The organism is Butyrivibrio fibrisolvens, from assembly GCF_037113525.1.
Taxonomy (GTDB): domain Bacteria; phylum Bacillota; class Clostridia; order Lachnospirales; family Lachnospiraceae; genus Butyrivibrio; species Butyrivibrio fibrisolvens.
On the sequence record NZ_CP146963.1, the window covers coordinates 4406486 to 4425440 of the forward strand.

Here is an 18955-nt window from a genome sequence, read left to right on the forward strand (position 1 = left end):
CCTCTATACCATTTACACACTCTCAAATTTGTATCCAATTCCCCAGATAGTTGCTATCTTCCACTTTTCATGGTCTTTGATCTTCTCACGAAGGCGCTTTATATGTACGTCAACGGTACGTGTATCACCGATGTATTCGTATCCCCAGATCTGATCCAGGAGCTGCTCACGTGTAAATACATGGTTGGGTGATGCTGCAAGGAAGTACAAAAGTTCCAGTTCCTTGGGCGGCATCTCAACACGCTGTCCCTTGTATGTTACAGAGTAGTTAGTCATGTTGATCTCAAGATCAGGATAGCTTACTACCTTATCATCTGTTTCTTCTTTTTCGGCAGGAGCCATTCTTGTTCTTCTAAGAACAGCCTTTACTCTTGCAACAAGTTCCTTGGAATCAAAAGGCTTCTCCATATAATCATCAGCGCCCATTTCAAGACCGAGTACCTTGTCGAATACTTCACCCTTTGCAGATAACATGATGATAGGAGTCTGTGACTTTGCTCTTATCTCTCTGCAAACAGCATAACCATCTATGCCCGGAAGCATGAGATCAAGAAGTATCAGATCTGGCTGAAAGCTTTTGAACATTTCAAGAGCAGTCTCTCCATCCCCCGCGATCTGAGTATCATAACACTCTTTAACAAGATAAAGTGATATGAGTTCTGCGATATTGCTGTCGTCATCAACGATCAGTATTTTCTGTTTATTAACCATTTCATTATCTCCCTTATACTATTAAACCAGCTTTTATACTTTTAGTAATATTCTATTCTTAACACATAGGCCGGTAAAACAGATACGAACTTCTTATTTGAAAGTTACTATAGTAACACCTGCATCGCCTTCTCCATATTCCCCAAGCTTGAAGCTCTTAACATATGGGATCTGACGAAGCCTTTGCTGAACTGCCTGTCTTAATATACCTGCGCCCTTACCATGCACAACTCGTACGCTTGGAAGATGGGACATATAAGCCTGGTCGAGATACTGTTCCATCTCATGGATAGCATCATCCGAGTTAAGTCCTATAAGGTTGACTTCATGACGGATATCACGGCCCTTGGACAGATCGAGCTTCTTGCCCTGAGATCTGTTATTCTCAAATGTGGACGCGTCCATCTTGAACTTCTTATTTATCTTCTTTTCTTCATCATCAGCAACAAGTACTATGTCTCTGATATTGGTCTTGGTACGGATGATACCGCACTGAACGAACATATTGCCGGACTTATCAGGCATTGAAGATACTGTTCCCTTAAGACCCATGGATACGATCTTAACTGAATCGCCAAGACGGATCTGGCTTTCTTTAAGGATCTTATGACCATTATCTTTGTCATTTGCTGCTACAGAAAGCTTCTGATTCTTGTCTGAAATATGCTTATTAAGTTTTGATCTTTCTCTGTCGAGTTCCTGGATGCCATAATCTTTACCGGCTTTTCTGAAACTCTTTATGGTTTCATCTGCAACCTTCTTGGCATCAGCAAGGATATCACGAGCTTCTTCATTAGCTCGTCTTAATATCTCATCACGTGTTGTATCGAGCTTATCAGCTTTTTTCTCATAAGACTTTTTAAGTTCAGAGAGCTCTAGTCTGTATCTTTCTGCAAGTGTACGTTCCTTCTCAGCAAGTACACGGTTCTTCTCAAGGTCAGACAGAAGGTCTTCGAATCTCTTGTCATCACTGCCGATCTGCTCCTTGGCAGCTTCGATGATCCTGTCAGGAAGACCAAGCTTGGAAGAAATGGCAAAAGCATTGGACTTACCCGGAACTCCGATGAGGAGCTTATAAGTTGGTCTCAGCGTCTCAACATCGAATTCGCAACTTGCATTCTTAACGCCTTCTGTAGAAAGGGCATAGACCTTAAGCTCAGCATAGTGAGTTGTTGCCATTGTTGTAATGCCTCTTTTATGAAGGTCATTGAGTATAGATATTGCAAGAGCTGCACCTTCTGTAGGATCAGTTCCTGCACCAAGCTCATCGAAAAGACAAAGTGAGTTTTCATTAGCCTCGTTGAGGATCTTAACTTCATTGGTCATATGTGATGAAAAGGTTGAAAGAGACTGCTCGATAGACTGCTCATCACCTATATCAGCATAGACTTCATCAAATATTGAAAGCTCTGATCTGTCACCTGCAGGGATCGCAAGTCCTGATTGTCCCATAAGTGTCAGAAGGCCGACTGTCTTAAGTGTAACTGTCTTACCACCTGTGTTGGGACCTGTGATTATAAGCATGTTAAAATCACCGCCGCAGTACACGTCTATAGGAACAACCTTGTTCTTATCAATAAGAGGGTGGCGGCCCTTTCTGATATTAAAGCCGTGATTCTCTTTCATGATAGGAGTTGTTGCATTCATTGAAAGGGCAAGAGATGCTTTGGCAAAAATAAAATCAAGCTCAGTCATAAGCTTTGCATTATCAGAGATTGCCTGTACATATTCACCTGTCTGGACTGAAAGCTCAGCAAGGATCTTCTCGATCTCTTTTTGCTCTTCAAGCATGAATTCGCGGAGCTTATTGTTGAGCTCTACGATTGCCTGAGGCTCTATAAAAAGAGTTGATCCTGATGAAGACTGGTCATGCACGATACCTGATACCTGTGACTTGAACTCTGCACGAACCGGCAGACAATATCTGTCATCACGCATTGTGATAACGTTGTCCTGAAGGTAGCTGTGCATGGATCCATTCACCATGGAGTTGAGCTTATCGTGGATACGATCTCCTGTAAGTGCTATGCTGCGTCTTACATGAGCAAGTGCAGGGCTTGCATCTGATGCGATCTCCTCTTCTGAGATGATGCACCTTCTTATCTCCCTTGCAATTGGTGTAAGGGGTTCAAGTCCGTCGAACATGTCAGTAAGTGAATCTGCAGGAGTCTCTTCTTTATCACGTCTTCCGTAATTCTTGATCCTTGCAACATTCTCAAGCATTGATGCGATCTTAAGAAGTGCTGCTGCATCAAGTGATGCGCCAATCTTAAGTGCTCTTACATAACCTGAAACATCTGTATTGGAACCAAAAGAAGTTGAACCTTTCTGGAAAATTCTTGCTATTGCATCAGCTGTCTGTGTCTGTGCCTTAGTAATATCATTCATATCCGTCATTGGAAGAAGCTGACTGCAAACCTTTCTTCCCGGATCGGAATTAGCCTGCGCTACAAGCATTTCTATAATCTTGTTGTACTCAAGTACTTTTAAAACTTTCTCATTCATAAACTAATACTGCCTTTAACATCAATAAAATACGATAAATCACCTACCCTCTATAATATCGTACACTCCGCCCTGCGGCAAGTTTTTAAAGATAACTATACTTGTGGTAAAATATATTTATTCTCGAATCAAAAGTCCCACCAAATCCGCATCCATTGCGAATTTTAGATTGACGTTCATATTACATAAGTCGTTACCATTTAGGAGGTTCCATTTTATGGAAGACATGGATTCCAAAAAAACTGATACTACAGGCAAAAATATTGAGGCTACCGATGATGAAGGCCAGCCCCTTGCAAATACAGATTTCATGCGGGAAAAGATCAAATCCCGTCCCATTAATTCCAAGAAGCTTCTAAGACGTACCATTACTACCATAGTAATGGCTATCATATTCGGAATCGTAGCATGCTGTACATTCCTTTTGCTGCAGCCACTTCTTAGTAATCAGCTTGGATCTTCAGACAAAGCGCAGACAGCAGTTTCTTTTCCTTCAGAGACTGTAAGTGATGAGATACAGCGTGAAGACCTTATTGCAAGCGAAGAGGAAAAGGCAGCTGCCGATGCAGCAAGTGCGCAGGCTTCCGTTAATGAAAGTGTTACAGAAGCTGCAGAAAAAGAAGTTGCTGCTGCCCTTAGTTCACTGAGCCTTTCTTCTGCAGACTATGCCTCAATTTATGATTCCTTAAAAGAAGTTGCCCTCAGCGCTGAAAATTCAATGGTAACTGTTACAGCTGCAACTCAGGACACTGACTTTATCAATGACTCTTTTGTCAGAGAAGCATCCACATCAGGTCTTATCGTTGCGATCACAGATTCTGAAACGCTGATTCTTGCTGACAGCCGCAATATAAGCGACGCCCAGACTATAATGGTAACCTTTAATGATGAAAGTTATGCAGAGGCAAGTATCAAAGCAACCGATCATGTAACAGGACTGTGTATCATAACTGTAGACAATAAAGATATTTCAGATGAAACCGCTGACGTTATAACAGCAGCAACTCTTGGAACATCTCTTGCCGCAAATCTTCAGGGAACACCTGTAATCGCTGTCGGATCACCAACAGGGACTCCTGAGTCTTTCTGCTATGGCATGATAACAGCAACAAATCAGGTTCTCGACCTTACTGACAGTAAATATACAATGATGACTACTGATATATATGCCAGCCCCCGTGCCAGCGGATTTATCATAAACTTAAGCGGCGCTGTCATCGGTGTCATCGATATGACCTATAACGAAGAGGGACTTGAAAACATCATTTCTGCTATCGGTATATCTGATGTTAAAACTCTGATACAGAACCTTTCTAACGGAATCGTTCCACCATACTTCGGAATACATGCAAGCGATATTCCGACTTACCTTACAGAAGACGGAAGCCTTCCTACAGGCGTTTATGTAAACAAGATAGAGACAGGATCTCCTGCTATGGACAGCGGCCTTCAAAGCGGTGATATCATTACTGAGATTGACGGCGAAAGCGTTACATCCTACAGCCAGCTCCTTAGTCTTTTATATGCAAGGTCTTCAGGCGATACTATTACTATTACTGTTATGCGCCAGACCCCGGATGACTATACAGAATTAACGCTGACTGCCACATTAGAAGATGCTCCTGAGAAATAACCAGGGGCTATGCTCCCAGCCTCGGCTTTACCTTTGAACAGGCCCATGAACCGGTCTTTGAAAGTCACTCGAATCAGCATATATTACAATTGACTTGCTAATATCTGAATATTATTATTACTTAAGGCCTTGGTATAATCTCGGCCTTTAGAAAGGTTATTTTTTATGAAATTCATCAAAGATTTAAGACCTGGTGACAGAATCCAGGATATCTACTTTTGTAAAAGCAAAACTCCTGCTACTACCAAGAACGGAAAGCCCTACGACAATGTGATCCTTCAGGATAAAACAGGCTGCGTAGATGCTAAGGTCTGGGATCCTAACAGTGCAGGAATCGACGATTTTGATTCTAAGGATTTTATCGAAGTAGTCGGCGAAGCAACAAGCTTCAACGGTATGCTTCAGATCAATGTAAAAAGAGCCCGCATTTGCCGCGAAGGTGAATATGATCCTGCTCTTTATATGCCTGTTTCATCTAAAGATAATGATGAGATGTACAAAGAGCTCCTTTCACTTATTGCAAGTGTTAAGAACCAGTATCTTCACAGAATACTTGAGATGCTCTTTGTTGAAGACAAGGATTTTATTGCAGCATTTCGTAAATCATCTGCTGCCAAATCTGTTCATCACGGATTTATCGGCGGACTTTTAGAGCATACATTAAGCGTTGCAAAGCTTTGCGATTACTATTGCAAATCTTACCCTGCCCTTAATCATGATCTTCTTATAACAGCAGCTATCTGCCACGATATAGGTAAGACAAGAGAACTTTCTGCATTCCCTGAAAACGACTACACAGACTGTGGTAACTTCATGGGACACATCGTAATAGGTTCTCAGATGATTCATGATCTTGTAGGCAAGATCGAAGGCTTCCCTGTTCTCCTTGATCAGGAGCTTGAGCACTGCATACTTGCTCATCACGGTCAGCTTGAATATGGCTCACCCAAAAAGCCTGTGCTTATGGAAGCTGTAGCTCTCAATATGGCTGATGATACAGATGCCAAGATGGAGACCTTTAAAGAGATAAGAGAAAATGCAACTGATCCGGGCTGGCTTGGCTATAACAGACTTTTCGAATCTAACCTCTTTGATACAAGAGTAGAGGGATAAACTAGAATAAGTATTAATAAAATAATCCGGCATCCTTAGTGATATGTATCCAAAATTCATGGGACACATCGCTAAGGATAGCCGGATTTTTTGATCTTATAATATTTCAGAATTCACTGATTCTTTAGATCTTTATTTTTTCTTTTACTTACCAAGTTCGCTTATAAAGTGCTTAAGTCTTTCAAGTGCTTTCTTCAGGTCTTCAAGAGAATATGCATAAGATATTCTTATAAATCCTTCGCCGCAGTCACCAAAAGCTGTTCCCGGAACTACTGCAAGTCTTTCTTTTTCCAAAAGCTGAAGTGCGAAGTCATCAGATGAAAGACCAAACTTCTTGATGTTAGGGAATACATAGAATGCTCCGAATGGTTCAAAACAATCTATACCCATTTTATCAAATTCATGAAGAAGGTATTTGCGTCGTCTGTCATATTCTTTTCTCATCATATCAACATCTTCATCACCGTTACGAAGAGCTTCAACTCCTGCATACTGGCTGGTTGTAGGTGCGCACATGATGGCAAACTGATGGATCTTGATCATCTGGCGGATGATAGCTTCAGGTCCGCATGCATATCCAAGTCTCCATCCTGTCATTGCATAAGCCTTGGAGAAACCGTTGATATAGATGGTTCTCTCTGCCATACCTGGAAGAGATATTATTGATACATGCTTTCCTTTATAGGTAAGTTCAGCATATATTTCGTCAGAGATAACATACAGATCGTGCTCTATGATGATCCTGGCAATTGCTTCAAGGTCACTTTTTTCCATAATGGCACCTGTAGGATTGTTAGGGAAAGGAAGCACTAGGATCTTGGTCTTATCTGTGATACTTTCTTCAAGCTCCTTAGCTGTAAGTCTGAACTCGTTCTCTTCTTTTAAGTTAATGATAACAGGAACTGCATCTGCAAGGATTGCGCAGGGTTCATAGGATACATAGGATGGCTGAGGTATCAGCACTTCGTCTCCGGGATTGACCATTGCTCTCATGGCAAGGTCGATAGCTTCAGAGCCGCCGACAGTGATGAATATCTGACTTGCCTGATCGTAGGTTACGCCCTGGGTTCTCTTTACATAATTACTTACTTCCTGCTTGAGATCTTTAAGACCTGAATTGGATGTATAGAAGGTACGTCCTTTTTCAAGGGAATATATACCCTCATCACGGATATGCCATGGTGTATCGAAATCAGGTTCGCCCACGCCAAGTGATATTACATCGTCCATATCCTGGACTATATCAAAAAATTTTCTAATGCCTGATGGCTTAATGTCTATTACTTTATCTGATAATGGATTTCTCATTACTTTTTTCCTCACGGTGAAACTTTTTCTCTGGTATCTTCATATTTAGCTGTAAGTATAGTTCCATGATCCTTGTATTTCTTAAGGATAAAGTGTGTTGCTGTGCTCTGAACTGTATCAAGAACTGCAAGCTTTGTATTAACAAATTCAGCAACTTCAAGAAGTGTCTTACCTTCAACGATTACCATAAGGTCAAAGGAACCACTCATAAGATAAAGGCTTGATACCTGAGGGAATTTATAGATACGCTCAGAAATAGAATCAAAACCCATTCCTCTTGTAGGTGTAACCTTAACTTCGATAAGGGCCATGACTTTCTCAATAGAAGTCTTAGACCAGTCGATCATTGTATGATAACCGCAGATGATACCTGCATCTTCCATAGCTTTAACTTCATTCGCGACATCTATCTCACTAGCGCCAAGCGCGGCGGAAAGCTCATCTATTCCAATTCGACTGTTCTTTTCAATGACTGATAAAATTTCTTCTCTGAGAGCCATGTTGATCCTTTCTGTCGCTAAAAAGCGACCATAACATTTATGTTATGAATTTTTATTTTTAATATAGTAGCAAAGATTACATAAATATTCCATGCTACCTCTTAAGCAAAAATTGCCAATACATATGGAGTAAAATTAATCTGATCGCCGTAAGTGATTAATTTTGATATTCATGGAAGCGTCAGTCCGCCAATATCTTAAGTATCTCATCACTTTGAGGAAGATCCAAAAATCTTGTCTCATCCTCGTTTCTGATGATACGGTCATTTCCTTTAGTAAGCTTTCCAATTATGGTAGAAGGAATGCCTTCTGCTTCCAAAGCGCTTACCATCTTTTTTCCATCCCTTGCTGCTATAAGAAGAGATCCTGCTGATGCCAGTATGTAGGGGTTAACGTCAAACACGTCAGTTATCTCGACTGTTTCCTGCCTTATGGGAATAGCTTTAAGATCAACTTCCATACCAAGACCTGCCATCTGTCCAAGTTCCCAAAGGCCTGCAAATACGCCTCCGCTTGAAAGATCATGCATATACAGGGCACCGTTTTCTTGTGCAATACGGGCTTCATCTAATATAGAAAGATAGTCCATCCTGCCAAAAGATAATCCTGCATCTTTAATAAATGATGGATATCTTTTACTGATGTTCTCTTCCTTTTCTTCTGCAAGCATTGCTGTTCCTGAAAGAGCGATCCATTTGGTTACGATAATATCAAGACTTTCTGCATCATCTAATAAAGCTTTCTTTTTTTCTTTAGCAGATGCTTCTTTTCCCATATCATTGCCGCTCTTATATCCAACTGCAGTTGCCGTTATAAGCGGCCAGTTAACAGCGCCTGAAACTTCTGTATGTCCACCTGCAATCTCTGCGCCGAAGGCGATAGCAGCATCCTCTGCATCTCTCATCACCTGTCTTATGACAGATTCCTGCTCATCTTTGGGAAGAGTTATGGATAAAAGAACCTGAAAAGGACTTCCGCCACCTGCAAGAATATTGTTGCAGGCACCAACTACCGCATACTTACCGCAGTGTGACAGATTTGCTGTCACTGTATAGGTTGAAGACAATACCTCATCTTCTCCATTTTCCAAAGCTCTAAAACAGGCGCAGTCGGTATATCCTGCTGCGCCATTTTTGTATTTTCCATTATGGATCTGTTTCCAAACAGATCTTTTGAGTACATTCTCTGTAATCTTACCAGTTCTCATCCGCCTGTAGTCCCATCTGTATTCTGATTCTGATCATCAGCTGGTGCTGCAGCTGCGTCCTGACCTTCCGCCGGCTGGGCATCGGTAGTAGAAGGTGTCGCAGAAGGATCAACAGGAAGTCCTGTAGCAGGATCGATCTGCTGATTCTGAGCTGCTATTACAGCTGCCATTGAATTACATATAGCCACAACCTGGTCATATGATCCTGTAGCAATAGCCGCATTGATCTGTGCAAGGACATTTTCATCAGCGCCGGCTGTACCAACCGCCACGATCCTTGGAACCATGCTGTAGGTACTTGAATTTACTACTTCACGGCTTTCCTCTTTGCCATTAACAGTAACTACCTTAATGAGCTGCGCCTTGATTCCATTATGTGCAGACTGTGTAACCTTTACATAGCCTACAGGCTGAGATGAATCAAGTACATATGTATCTGTATCAGGTACTGTTGTCTCAAGGACATTGCTCTGATAGGTAACAACTCTGTTTGGATCTCTTGTCTCAACACCATAGATGGTAAATGTTATGGTCTTACTTGATGTTGTATATCCATCTATATAAATAGGATAATCTGTATTGTTTTTAAATTTGAAGTTCTTGCCGCCATTCTCTGCAATAGCCGCATCCTGTGAAGGATCAACGTAAGTAACTATCATTGAATGGTTATATCTTTCTGTTACTTCAAGTTCTGCTTTAAGAACCGCATTGTAAAGTGTTGTGGAAACCTGACAGATTCCGCCTCCAAAGCTCTCTACAACCTGACCCTGAAGATAAGATCCTGCAAGGAAGTAACCGTTAGCTTCTGTAAAAGGAGTAATGTTATCAAGCATTGAGAACTCTTCACCAGGATAGAGTGTAATGCCGCTTGCAAGTTTACATCCGTTAGCTATGTTACCACTTCTTGATGATCCTGAAGTTTTATAGCTTGTTGAATATGTTCCAAGAACGTCTCCAACCTTTGCAAGCTCTTCTTCACTTCCTTTGGGCTCTGTAACATCTATCGTAAGAGCGATCTCAAAATCTGAACCGTCCCAGCTGTCAACAATGTAATTCTGAAGTGAATCTATAGATGCTGTCTGATTAAGCTCATAACCTGTATTTCCGTCAATTACAGTAAATGAACCATTCTCAAGTTTAAGGGAATAATCAACTTCTTCTACGTTGTAGGACTCGCACTGATTTGCAAAAACATCCATGATCATTGTGTCGTCAAAAGCATATTCAAGATCAAGTGATACTCCGCCATTTGCGATATCCTTAAGCTGCTTGTAACGCTGAACTACGTTGCCTTCTTTTCCTATATTTAGAGCGCTGTTTACAACATCCGGGTTAGTCCAGGTAAGGCCAAGCTCTGCGGCTGTAACAGTTACAACATCTTCTTCTCTCGCACCCTTCAATGTGATATTAGCTGTTGAAAGTGTGCTCATATATGACTTGACTGCAGAACTTGCTTCGTCATAAGTCATACCGGAAACATCTACGCTTCCTATTGTTACTCCATTTGGAATCTTCGGTTCAGTCTTAGCCTCTGTTGCCATGGGCAATGCCAAGATAAGCATTAAGGCAGCGGCTGCACCAATCACTATTTTTTTCATAATCTAACCTCTTTTATTTGCGGAAAAACAAGTATGAAGTGCATCTGATCTGTGCATTCCGCGACACAGTCCAGTACTTGTGCTATATTATATATAGAATATTAATTGTTGGTTTTAAAGAAATATTATAAAGACATATCTCTTCAAATGCACTATTCATCTAGTGGGGAAGAATTTATAACTGGTCAGAATAATTTTTCGACCACATGAATAAATAACCCTCACGTCATTATACCACTTTTTGGGGGAACGGAAACTTGTTTAATAATATTGGCTTTCCAACTTTTTTATTTTTATTCATTATCTTCTGTGCATGGCTCAGATACGAGATTCATAAGGATTCCAAAAAAGTAACCGGTCAGGAAAGTTTCCTGGAAAGGGAACGACAGGCTAATCTTGCTCCTGTTAAAAGCTTAAAAGATCTTGATTATATTACTATCCCTGAAGATAAGCTTCCATTTGGGGCTCTTACAGGGCATAGAGAGATCGAGCATATGGAATATACTATCCATTCTCTTGCAAAAGATTCAAGAAAGATCGTGAATCTTACGGGGATTACGAATACTGACTTAAAGCTTGAATATGGGGCTGCCAATATTACAAAGCTCATGGAATATGATGCAAGTTATATTACTCTTATCAAGACTTTGCAGGAATGGGCGGATGTGTTGTATGAAGAAGGGCTTTATAACGAGGTTGTTAGCCTTTTAGAATTCTCGGTTTCGACAAAGTGTGATATTTCCGAGACTTATCATATGCTATGCGATGTCTATAAAAATCATCTGGGGCTATCCAGTTCTCAGGCCCAAGACAAAATAAAAGCTCTGCAGCCATATGCAGCAGAGCTAAAATCCATGAATAAAGAATCGATTGAACAGTACCTCTTGCAAGAAGCAGGGTAAGCGCAGGGCTTAATATTTCCAGGTGCATGCGGGGGCCTCGGGCAAATAATGGTCGCTGGTCTCAATTAAAAATATTCGGGATTTCCTAAGGGTGTCATCCGCTGACGTGGACACGCTGTACTTTCGCTCCTGACACCCTAAGGAAATCCTGAATATTTTTAAAATCGACCAGTGACCATTATTTGCCCGAGGCCCCATTTTACACTCATGTAAAAAACATTTAAAGCCCACGCTTTTTATTTGCATAAATTACAGGCTACTGAAAACATTTAAAATTATCATTTGATCTTACAACTAGGGCAGATATCGCTCATGAAGCATTCTGAGCACTTAGCATTAGGTGCTTTGCAGATGGTACGACCCAAGTAGATTATCTGGATGTTGTACCTGATCCAGTTTTCTTTAGGTAATATCTTCATGAGGTCATGCTCCACTACTACAGGATCATCTGAATTCGTGAAGCCCAGTCTTTTTGAAATCCTCTTAACATGTGTATCTACTACTATGCTTGGATCTTCATAGATGTTACCTCTTATGACATTGGCCGTCTTACGTCCTACGCCGGGGAGGGATGTGAGTTCTTCTATTGTTCTGGGTACCTCACCACCAAAATCGCTTTCAAGTTTTTGTGCGCAGCCTATTATGTTTTTGGCTTTGGCATGGTAAAAGCCTATTGAGTGAATAGCTTTTTCGAGTTCTTTGATATCAGCAGTTGCGAAGTCGTGTACTGTAGGATACTTTGCAAAGAGATCAGGCGTTACCATGTTTACACGTTTGTCAGTACACTGGGCTGAAAGGATCGTTGCAATAAGTAGTTCAAAGGCATTTCTATGATCAAGATATGTACGCATATCTGAGCCGTACTGCTCATCAAGGCGTTTGCAAACTTCAGTTACTCTATTCATTACTGCTTTGGTTTTTCTTATCATGATCAAAATCCTCAATTATATTGTTTGTGTCATTTCATTATAACCCATTTCTGAAGCACGCAAGAGTGACAATGTTCTTGTGTGCTTCAATGTGCTTCTGATTATTTAGTTTGAATATTGGCAATTACCTGTAAATTGTACTCGTCAAAAACTACCAAGTTGCTGCCAACCCAGCTGAATGATAATTGTTTATCTTCTTTATATGACAATGAACATATTTCTTTTTCGCTGCCATCTGACAAGTTTATACAGATTATTTTTCCACTCTTTAATAAATAGGCTTTTCCATTACTGTATCCAATAATCCTGATCGAATTCTTTTGCGTATCATACAGGATTTCACTTTCACCGGTTTTATAGTTAATCGATACCAGAATTTCTTTTTTCAGATCATCATATCGGAGAATATTACATGGGATGATACCATTTCTTCCATTTTTAGCTATTTGCACTATACCTATAACCTTATCGTCTTCTACGACAAAGAAATTAGATAACCCTGATTTTTCTCCTCCGCAATTAGATAATGCTGTTATTTCATGGGATATACCATCTACATTTATGGTGAATTCGTTCTCTTTATATTGCTTATTTATTTCAACTATTGTCCCATCATCGGCTATGCGTCTTACAATACTTCCAGCACTACTAAATTCATTTACTATTTCATCTGAAGGATCTATCTGTTGAAGCTCCCCATCCTCAATAAAATAATTCTGTTCATCAGTAATAACTTTAACTTTATTAGTAACCACGTCCCTGCTTACATCCAAATAGCCTTCTGTGGTCATCATTGCTTCACAGGTTTCTGAATGCAGATCGTAGTGATAAAGAACCTTTTCATCATCACCTTCCTGATATGTTATTACTACATAATAAACTTCATCGTCATCACCCCAATAACTAGTTACCTTCTGATTATCAGGATCCTCAGATATAAATATATCCTGATCTTTTTCTGTAATCAGGTCATATCGTTGTAATCCGGATTGATTAAGACCTTTTTCGACACGTATATAGTGATAAAAGGAATTACATTCAATGTCATTTGGACCAAGATCATGAATATAATGAACATAACCACTCGTATATAATCTATTACAACCAACGAGAACAAATGCCATAAGACACATTATCGATAATGATTTTTTAAGCATGTCTTCTCCTCCTTATCTAGTGCGTCTGTACTATTTGTGCTGAAACTTAAGTAGTTATATTGATAATGTACAAAAAACATTATGTTTTTCTTATAAAAAATTGTCAACAAAACGCGCTAAAACAGGCGTTTTACGGCCACTTTTTAATTGTAAGACACTTTTTCGTTAGGTATAATTTGACTTGTGTGATCTTATAATTTCCTAATACAACTTGCTTTTACAGGCTTAAAAAGGAGACACTTACATGAGGGTTATTTTAAAAGATGAAATAGTAAAAGGGCTTAAGGAACTTGGCGTTAAAAAAGGCGATACACTGATGGTTCATACTTCACTTAAGAGTATAGGCTATGTATGCGGAGGCGCGCAGGCTGTTATAGAAGCTCTTATTGAGGCTGTTGGCGAAAGCGGAACCATAATGATGCCAACGCAGTCATGGAAGAACTTAGATCCTATAGACGGCGTACACTGGGATGCCGACGAAGATCAATGGCAGCTAATAAGAGACAACTGGCCTGCTTATGATAAAAATATCACACCAACCAATACCATGGGGGCTGTTGTAGAGATGTTCAGATCATGGCCTGGGAGTATCAGAAGTGATCACCCTGCAAGATCTGTATGCGCCTATGGAAAAAATGCAGAATATCTGACTAAAGATCATGACCTTTCAAATATATTTGGAGATGGTTCACCTATAGGAAAATTGTATGAACTTGATGCAAAGGTCCTGCTTCTTGGTGTAGGATATGATAAGAACACATCAATTCATCTTGCAGATGCCAGAGCATCGTATCCATCCAAACATACTTGTAAAGAATATAGCGCATTAATCGAAGGAGGCAACAGGGTGTGGAAAGAATATGAAACCTTATTTGTCGATGGTGAAGATTTTTGTGAAATCGGTAAATCATTTGAAGAAAATGAAAAAGCCAAGATCGGTAAGATTGGTGATGCCGATTCAAGGCTTATGAGTCAAAGAGAAATTGTTGACTTTGCAGTTGATTGGATCGAAAAAAATCGTGTATAAACAAAAATGCGTACCTCGAGTTCTTTTATAATATGCCATTTTATTATACTCTAACATAAGCTGAAGCACACAAGAATTCTCATGTTCCCATGTGCTTCGGTTTTATTTTATTATTATGTTTTTATATTAGCTACTACTTGTAAATTATCTTCATCAAAGATGACTAAATTTCTTCCAACCCAGTTAAATGTTAGCTGACCATTTCCTTTATATGATAACTTATATAATTCTTCTTCATCACCATTATTTAAATGCCTACAAATAATTTTACTTTTTTTATACAAAAAAACATTTCCGTCACTATATCCAATAATTCTTATAGCGTTACTTTTTGTATTATAAAGTATTTCACTTTCTCCGGTTTTGTAATTAAAAGAAACAAGCACTTCCTTTTTTAACTTATTAGCTGGAATGCAATTTGTTGGAGTTATGCCGCCTTGAGTTCCTTTTGTGATTTGTACGATACCAACAACATTATCTCCTTCAATAACAAAGTTTCTATATACTCCTGATTCACTACCGCCACAATCAGATAATGCAGTAATAACGTTGGTCGTACCATTTATTGTATACGTAAAATTACGTTCTTTATATTCCTTGTTTATCTCGACCATTGTTCCATCATCCGTTACAAGCTCAACATTACTTTCGTGACTATATTCCGCTCTTCCAGTATATCCACAATCATCTAAATACTGTAATGTTCCTTTATTAGCACTATAACTTTGTGTTTTTGTTTTTACCATTACCTCATTTGTAGTTGATTCCTCGTAAACACCTATATGGTTTTCATCAGTTAATAATTCTTCCATGGTTCCTAAGTTCAGATCATAATAAAATAAAATGCTTTCTTTGCTCTGTTCCTGAGACGTTGTTACTACGTAATAAACGCCATCATCATCTCCATAGAACCCCGTTAATTCCTGAATTTCAGGATTCTCTACTATATAAATATCCTGATCTGTTTCAGAGACTAGATCATAACGTTTAAGGCCAATATAGTTTAAGCCTTGATCGTCAAATGTATAGTGATAGAAAGAATGACATTCTATTTCATTAGGACCGAACGCTTCAATGTAAGGTAAATTTTCACTTGCAAATAATAAATTACATCCGGTGGTCATCAAAAGTAATAATAAAAAAACTAAAGAAAATTTTTTCAACATGTTTCTTCCTCTTTCTCCGGTGCATCAGTGTATATTGGAGTCATACCGCCATATATATAATTAAATGCGGCTTACAATCAAAAAACGACTGTAAACCGCATATTTACGCGTGTTTTATCGCCAAACTTTTACTATAGATCAAGGTTATTTTTTGTATATTATCAATATATTTACTTAAGTTTTTTCTCTCTGATCTGATTCTGGAAGCCTTCGTACTTTTTGTGCTGAATCTCTTTGTCCTTATAAAGCTGAGCATCAGCTTCAGCAATTGCCTGCTTTGTAGTGGTATCAGAAGATGTGCAGGTAAATACTCCGACGCTGAAATGCGGGACAAAAGACAGTTCTTTATTCTTTTCAAGCTCCTTGATCAGCTTATCTTTAAAGTCATCTGCCAGACCTTTTTCCTTACCGGCAATCAAGAACTCATCTCCGCCCCATCTGGCTGCTCTGGCATATTTGGATACAGTGATGTTTGTAAGAGCCGTTGAAAAAGCAACTAGTACTGCATCTCCCTCATCATGCCCCAGCATATCGTTTATGCTCTTAAAAAAGTCCACATCGATCATGATAACAGTTAAAGGCTTTTCCTTACTACATGTAGAAATTTCCTGATATATATATTCATCGATACGTCGTCTGTTATCCAGCTTTGTAAGTGCATCCGTATAAATTCTTGAATCCTGAAGATCAACAAACAGTTTAAGCACAACCGGCATCATACAAAACTCAATGGCAGGGATATTCAAAAAATACCCCATAATATATCCGCTTGCTGTATAGAACAGTATATAGAAGATCTGACCACTGTATTTTTTACGCTCAAGGCGGTTTTTGACCTGGATATATTTTTTGATCGAGATTGCTGTCGCAATGATGAGATATACATAATCAAACATAAGGATGACGGATAAAAGAGGAGAAAAAGTCGGCTCATCCGTCACAGTATAAACGTGGGTATAAAAAGGTGTGTATAGAGCAAGCGCCACAAGTAAAAGCGGGATCTTAGCTATATGTATCAGGATTACCTTGGACTTAATACGTGTACTCGAAAGGACATACACAAACCAAAAGTAACAAGAACACATCATGGCAAAAAAGCCTGTGCCCATTACAAAAAGGACGAACAGCCTCGGAAAACCTGTGTAAAAATCAGTCACAACAAGCCTAAGGTCAACAAGAGAATAGGTCATAAAAGACAGGAGCATGCCTTTAAATGCTCCGACTTCTCTTTTGTTACCCAGATTCTCATTGGTCTTGGAATACAAAATTCCAAGATTCATTATCGCGATAATTATTATAAGCAGATAAAACAATCTGATCCTATCCTCTGTCATGCCATACTCTCCTGTCAAAACATAGTCCAAATTAATATTTTTCAGCCACAAAACATACGCAAATCCGAAGATGCTGATAAGAATATTATATCACTATAACCTTCGAAATAACCTTTTCATTCTTATATATTGGCTAATTTTGCGCAGAAAAAAACGCTCAAAAAAAGATAATCTTACTCAATTGTTTTTAACGCTACACTGTGGTAAAGTTTTAATCAATTAAATAGTTGAAATAAGGAGGAGAAAAAATGGGAATTCAATTCACAATCGGTATAGTGATCGTATTATACCTTGTAATGATGATCCTCATCGGTGTTATCTTTTCAAAAGGAAATGACGATGCAGGAGATTTCTATCTTGGCGGAAGAAAGCTTGGTCCTTTTGTAGCTGCCATGAGCGCCGAAGCATCTGATATGAGTAGCTGGCTTCTTCTTGGAATCCCCGGAGTTGCCTATCTAACAGGTCTTGCTGATGCAACCTGGACTATCATAGGTCTTGCCATCGGAACATATCTTAACTGGCTTTTTGTAGCAAAGCGTCTTAGACGCTATACAGAAAATATTGGTGCTATTACAATCCCTGAGTACTTTGCTGCCAGGTATAACGACAAAAAGAACCTAATAACGTTAATATCTGCCATTGTAATCGTAATCTTCTTTATCCCATATGTTGCGTCTGGTTTTGCAGCCTGCGGTAAACTTTTTAATACCCTCTTTGGTGTAAACTACCTCTTTGCCATGATAGTAAGTGCCATAATCATCGCTCTTTACTGCTCACTTGGCGGATTTAAGGCTGTTTGCATGACTGACCTTATCCAGAGCCTTGCAATGACTGTTTCTCTTATTGTTGTTATTTTCTTTGGAATAAATCAGGCAGGTGGCTTTGATCAGGTAATTGAAAATGCCAAGTCACTTCCCGGATACTTCACCATAACTCAGATCCATGATCCTGTAGCCAAAAGCGCTAAACCCTACGGCCTCTTAACTATATGCTCTACTCTTGCATGGGGACTTGGCTACTTTGGAATGCCTCATATCCTTGTTCGTTTTATGGCAATTGAGGATGAAAAAAAGATAAAGCTCTCAAGAAGAGTAGCTTCTGTATGGGTTGTTATCGCCATGTTCGTAGCTCTTCTTATCGGTATCATCGGTCTTGCCATGAGCGCAACTGGTAAGATTCCTGTTCTTGAAGGAAGCGGCAATGCAGAAAGAGTCATCATCTACATAACAAACCTTATGAGTTCCTATGGTATACTTCCTGCTATCATTGCAGGTATCATTCTTTCAGGTATTCTTGCAGCAACAATGTCAACAGCTGACTCTCAGCTCCTTGCTTCTGCATCTGCCATCTCAGCTGACCTTATTCAGGCTTTTGGTAAAAAGAAGCTGGATGATGAAACACAGGTTAAGGTTGCTAAGATCACTGTAGTCATCATATCTGTAATAGCTGTATTTATCGCAAGAGACCCTGACTCATCAGTATTCCAGATAGTATCCTTTGCATGGGCAGGTTTTGGAGCAGCTTTTGGTCCTGTTGTTCTTCTCTCACTTTTCTGGAAGAGATCAAATCTCCAGGGTGCTATCGCCGGAATGATAGCTGGCGGCGCATTTGTATTCATCTGGAAATACGTGATCGCAAAGCTTGGAGGAGCCTTCGCAATATACGAACTTCTTCCCGCATTCCTTATTGCTCTGGTAGTAAATATCGTTGTAAGTCTTGTTACCAAGGCCCCTGATGCTGTAACAACAGAAACATTTGATGCTGTTAAAAATTCATAATAAAGACCAATCGAGGCTGGCTCCTACTCGATTACGCACGCGAACATTCCGCACTATCGTGCTCCATGTTCTTACGGCCGTCAAATG

At 39.6% G+C, this 18955-nt stretch carries 15 protein-coding genes; 5 read left to right on the top strand and 10 right to left on the bottom strand.

Going from position 1 to position 18955, the window contains the following annotated elements:
• Positions 1-12 precede the first annotated feature (12 nt).
• Together WAA20_RS18780 and WAA20_RS18785 are read right to left on the bottom strand one after the other, a co-directional pair.
• Positions 13-711: a response regulator transcription factor gene (locus tag WAA20_RS18780; RefSeq protein ID WP_073385692.1), complete on the bottom strand. Its 699-nt coding sequence runs from the start codon at positions 709-711 to the stop codon at positions 13-15.
• A gap of 93 nt (positions 712-804) precedes the next feature.
• Positions 805-3216 carry an endonuclease MutS2 gene (locus WAA20_RS18785; protein ID WP_073385694.1) on the bottom strand — a complete coding sequence of 804 codons (2412 nt, stop codon included), beginning with the start codon at positions 3214-3216 and terminating at the stop codon, positions 805-807.
• Positions 3217-3433: 217 nt separating this feature from the next.
• Here WAA20_RS18785 and WAA20_RS18790 point away from each other — a divergent pair, with 217 nt between their 5' ends.
• Complete coding sequence (locus tag WAA20_RS18790) at positions 3434-4849, top strand: S1C family serine protease (protein ID WP_073385695.1); 1416 nt, start codon at positions 3434-3436, stop codon at positions 4847-4849.
• A gap of 165 nt (positions 4850-5014) precedes the next feature.
• Positions 5015-5962, top strand: a complete 948-nt coding sequence (locus WAA20_RS18795; protein ID WP_073385696.1) for an HD domain-containing protein — start codon at positions 5015-5017, stop codon at positions 5960-5962.
• 144 nt (positions 5963-6106) lie between these two features.
• Here the strand turns inward: WAA20_RS18795 and WAA20_RS18800 are convergent, their stop codons facing one another.
• From WAA20_RS18800 to WAA20_RS18815, 4 genes are all read right to left on the bottom strand, one after another.
• Positions 6107-7270, bottom strand: a complete 1164-nt coding sequence (locus WAA20_RS18800) for an aminotransferase class I/II-fold pyridoxal phosphate-dependent enzyme (RefSeq protein ID WP_073385698.1) — start codon at positions 7268-7270, stop codon at positions 6107-6109.
• Between the two features lie 11 nt (positions 7271-7281).
• Positions 7282-7770, bottom strand: coding sequence for an Lrp/AsnC family transcriptional regulator (locus tag WAA20_RS18805; RefSeq protein WP_073385699.1), 489 nt, complete (start codon positions 7768-7770; stop codon positions 7282-7284).
• Positions 7771-7951: 181 nt separating this feature from the next.
• Positions 7952-8977: an AIR synthase related protein gene (locus WAA20_RS18810; protein ID WP_073385700.1), complete on the bottom strand. Its 1026-nt coding sequence runs from the start codon at positions 8975-8977 to the stop codon at positions 7952-7954.
• Entirely contained in the window at positions 8974-10575 is a 1602-nt protein-coding gene (locus WAA20_RS18815; RefSeq protein WP_073385702.1) for a VanW family protein, read from the bottom strand. Before WAA20_RS18815 ends, WAA20_RS18810 begins: the two co-directional genes overlap by 4 nt.
• Before the next feature lie 257 nt (positions 10576-10832).
• On the opposite strand from WAA20_RS18815, the gene WAA20_RS18820 reads away from it, so the two are divergent.
• The gene (locus WAA20_RS18820) at positions 10833-11477 is read left to right on the top strand and encodes a hypothetical protein (RefSeq protein ID WP_081373679.1); all 645 of its coding nucleotides are present in this window, start codon (positions 10833-10835) and stop codon (positions 11475-11477) included.
• A 278-nt stretch (positions 11478-11755) separates the two neighbouring features.
• Here the strand turns inward: WAA20_RS18820 and nth are convergent, their stop codons facing one another.
• Both nth and WAA20_RS18830 read right to left on the bottom strand, forming a co-directional pair.
• Entirely contained in the window at positions 11756-12406 is a 651-nt protein-coding gene (gene nth / locus WAA20_RS18825) for an endonuclease III (protein ID WP_073385704.1), read from the bottom strand.
• A 101-nt stretch (positions 12407-12507) separates the two neighbouring features.
• On the bottom strand, positions 12508-13563 hold the full coding sequence (locus WAA20_RS18830) for a hypothetical protein (protein ID WP_073385705.1): 1056 nt from the start codon (positions 13561-13563) through the stop codon (positions 12508-12510).
• 244 nt (positions 13564-13807) lie between these two features.
• Between WAA20_RS18830 and WAA20_RS18835 the strand changes: the two genes are divergently transcribed.
• Positions 13808-14590, top strand: a complete 783-nt coding sequence (locus WAA20_RS18835; protein WP_073385707.1) for an aminoglycoside N(3)-acetyltransferase — start codon at positions 13808-13810, stop codon at positions 14588-14590.
• Between the two features lie 113 nt (positions 14591-14703).
• On the opposite strand, the gene WAA20_RS18840 is transcribed toward WAA20_RS18835, so the two are convergent.
• Positions 14704-15756: a hypothetical protein gene (locus WAA20_RS18840; RefSeq protein ID WP_073385708.1), complete on the bottom strand. Its 1053-nt coding sequence runs from the start codon at positions 15754-15756 to the stop codon at positions 14704-14706.
• A 170-nt stretch (positions 15757-15926) separates the two neighbouring features.
• Complete coding sequence (locus WAA20_RS18845; RefSeq protein ID WP_073385710.1) at positions 15927-17090, bottom strand: GGDEF domain-containing protein; 1164 nt, start codon at positions 17088-17090, stop codon at positions 15927-15929.
• 248 nt (positions 17091-17338) lie between these two features.
• Between WAA20_RS18845 and WAA20_RS18850 the strand changes: the two genes are divergently transcribed.
• The gene (locus WAA20_RS18850; protein WP_073385711.1) at positions 17339-18868 is read left to right on the top strand and encodes a sodium/proline symporter; all 1530 of its coding nucleotides are present in this window, start codon (positions 17339-17341) and stop codon (positions 18866-18868) included.
• Positions 18869-18955 lie beyond the last annotated feature (87 nt).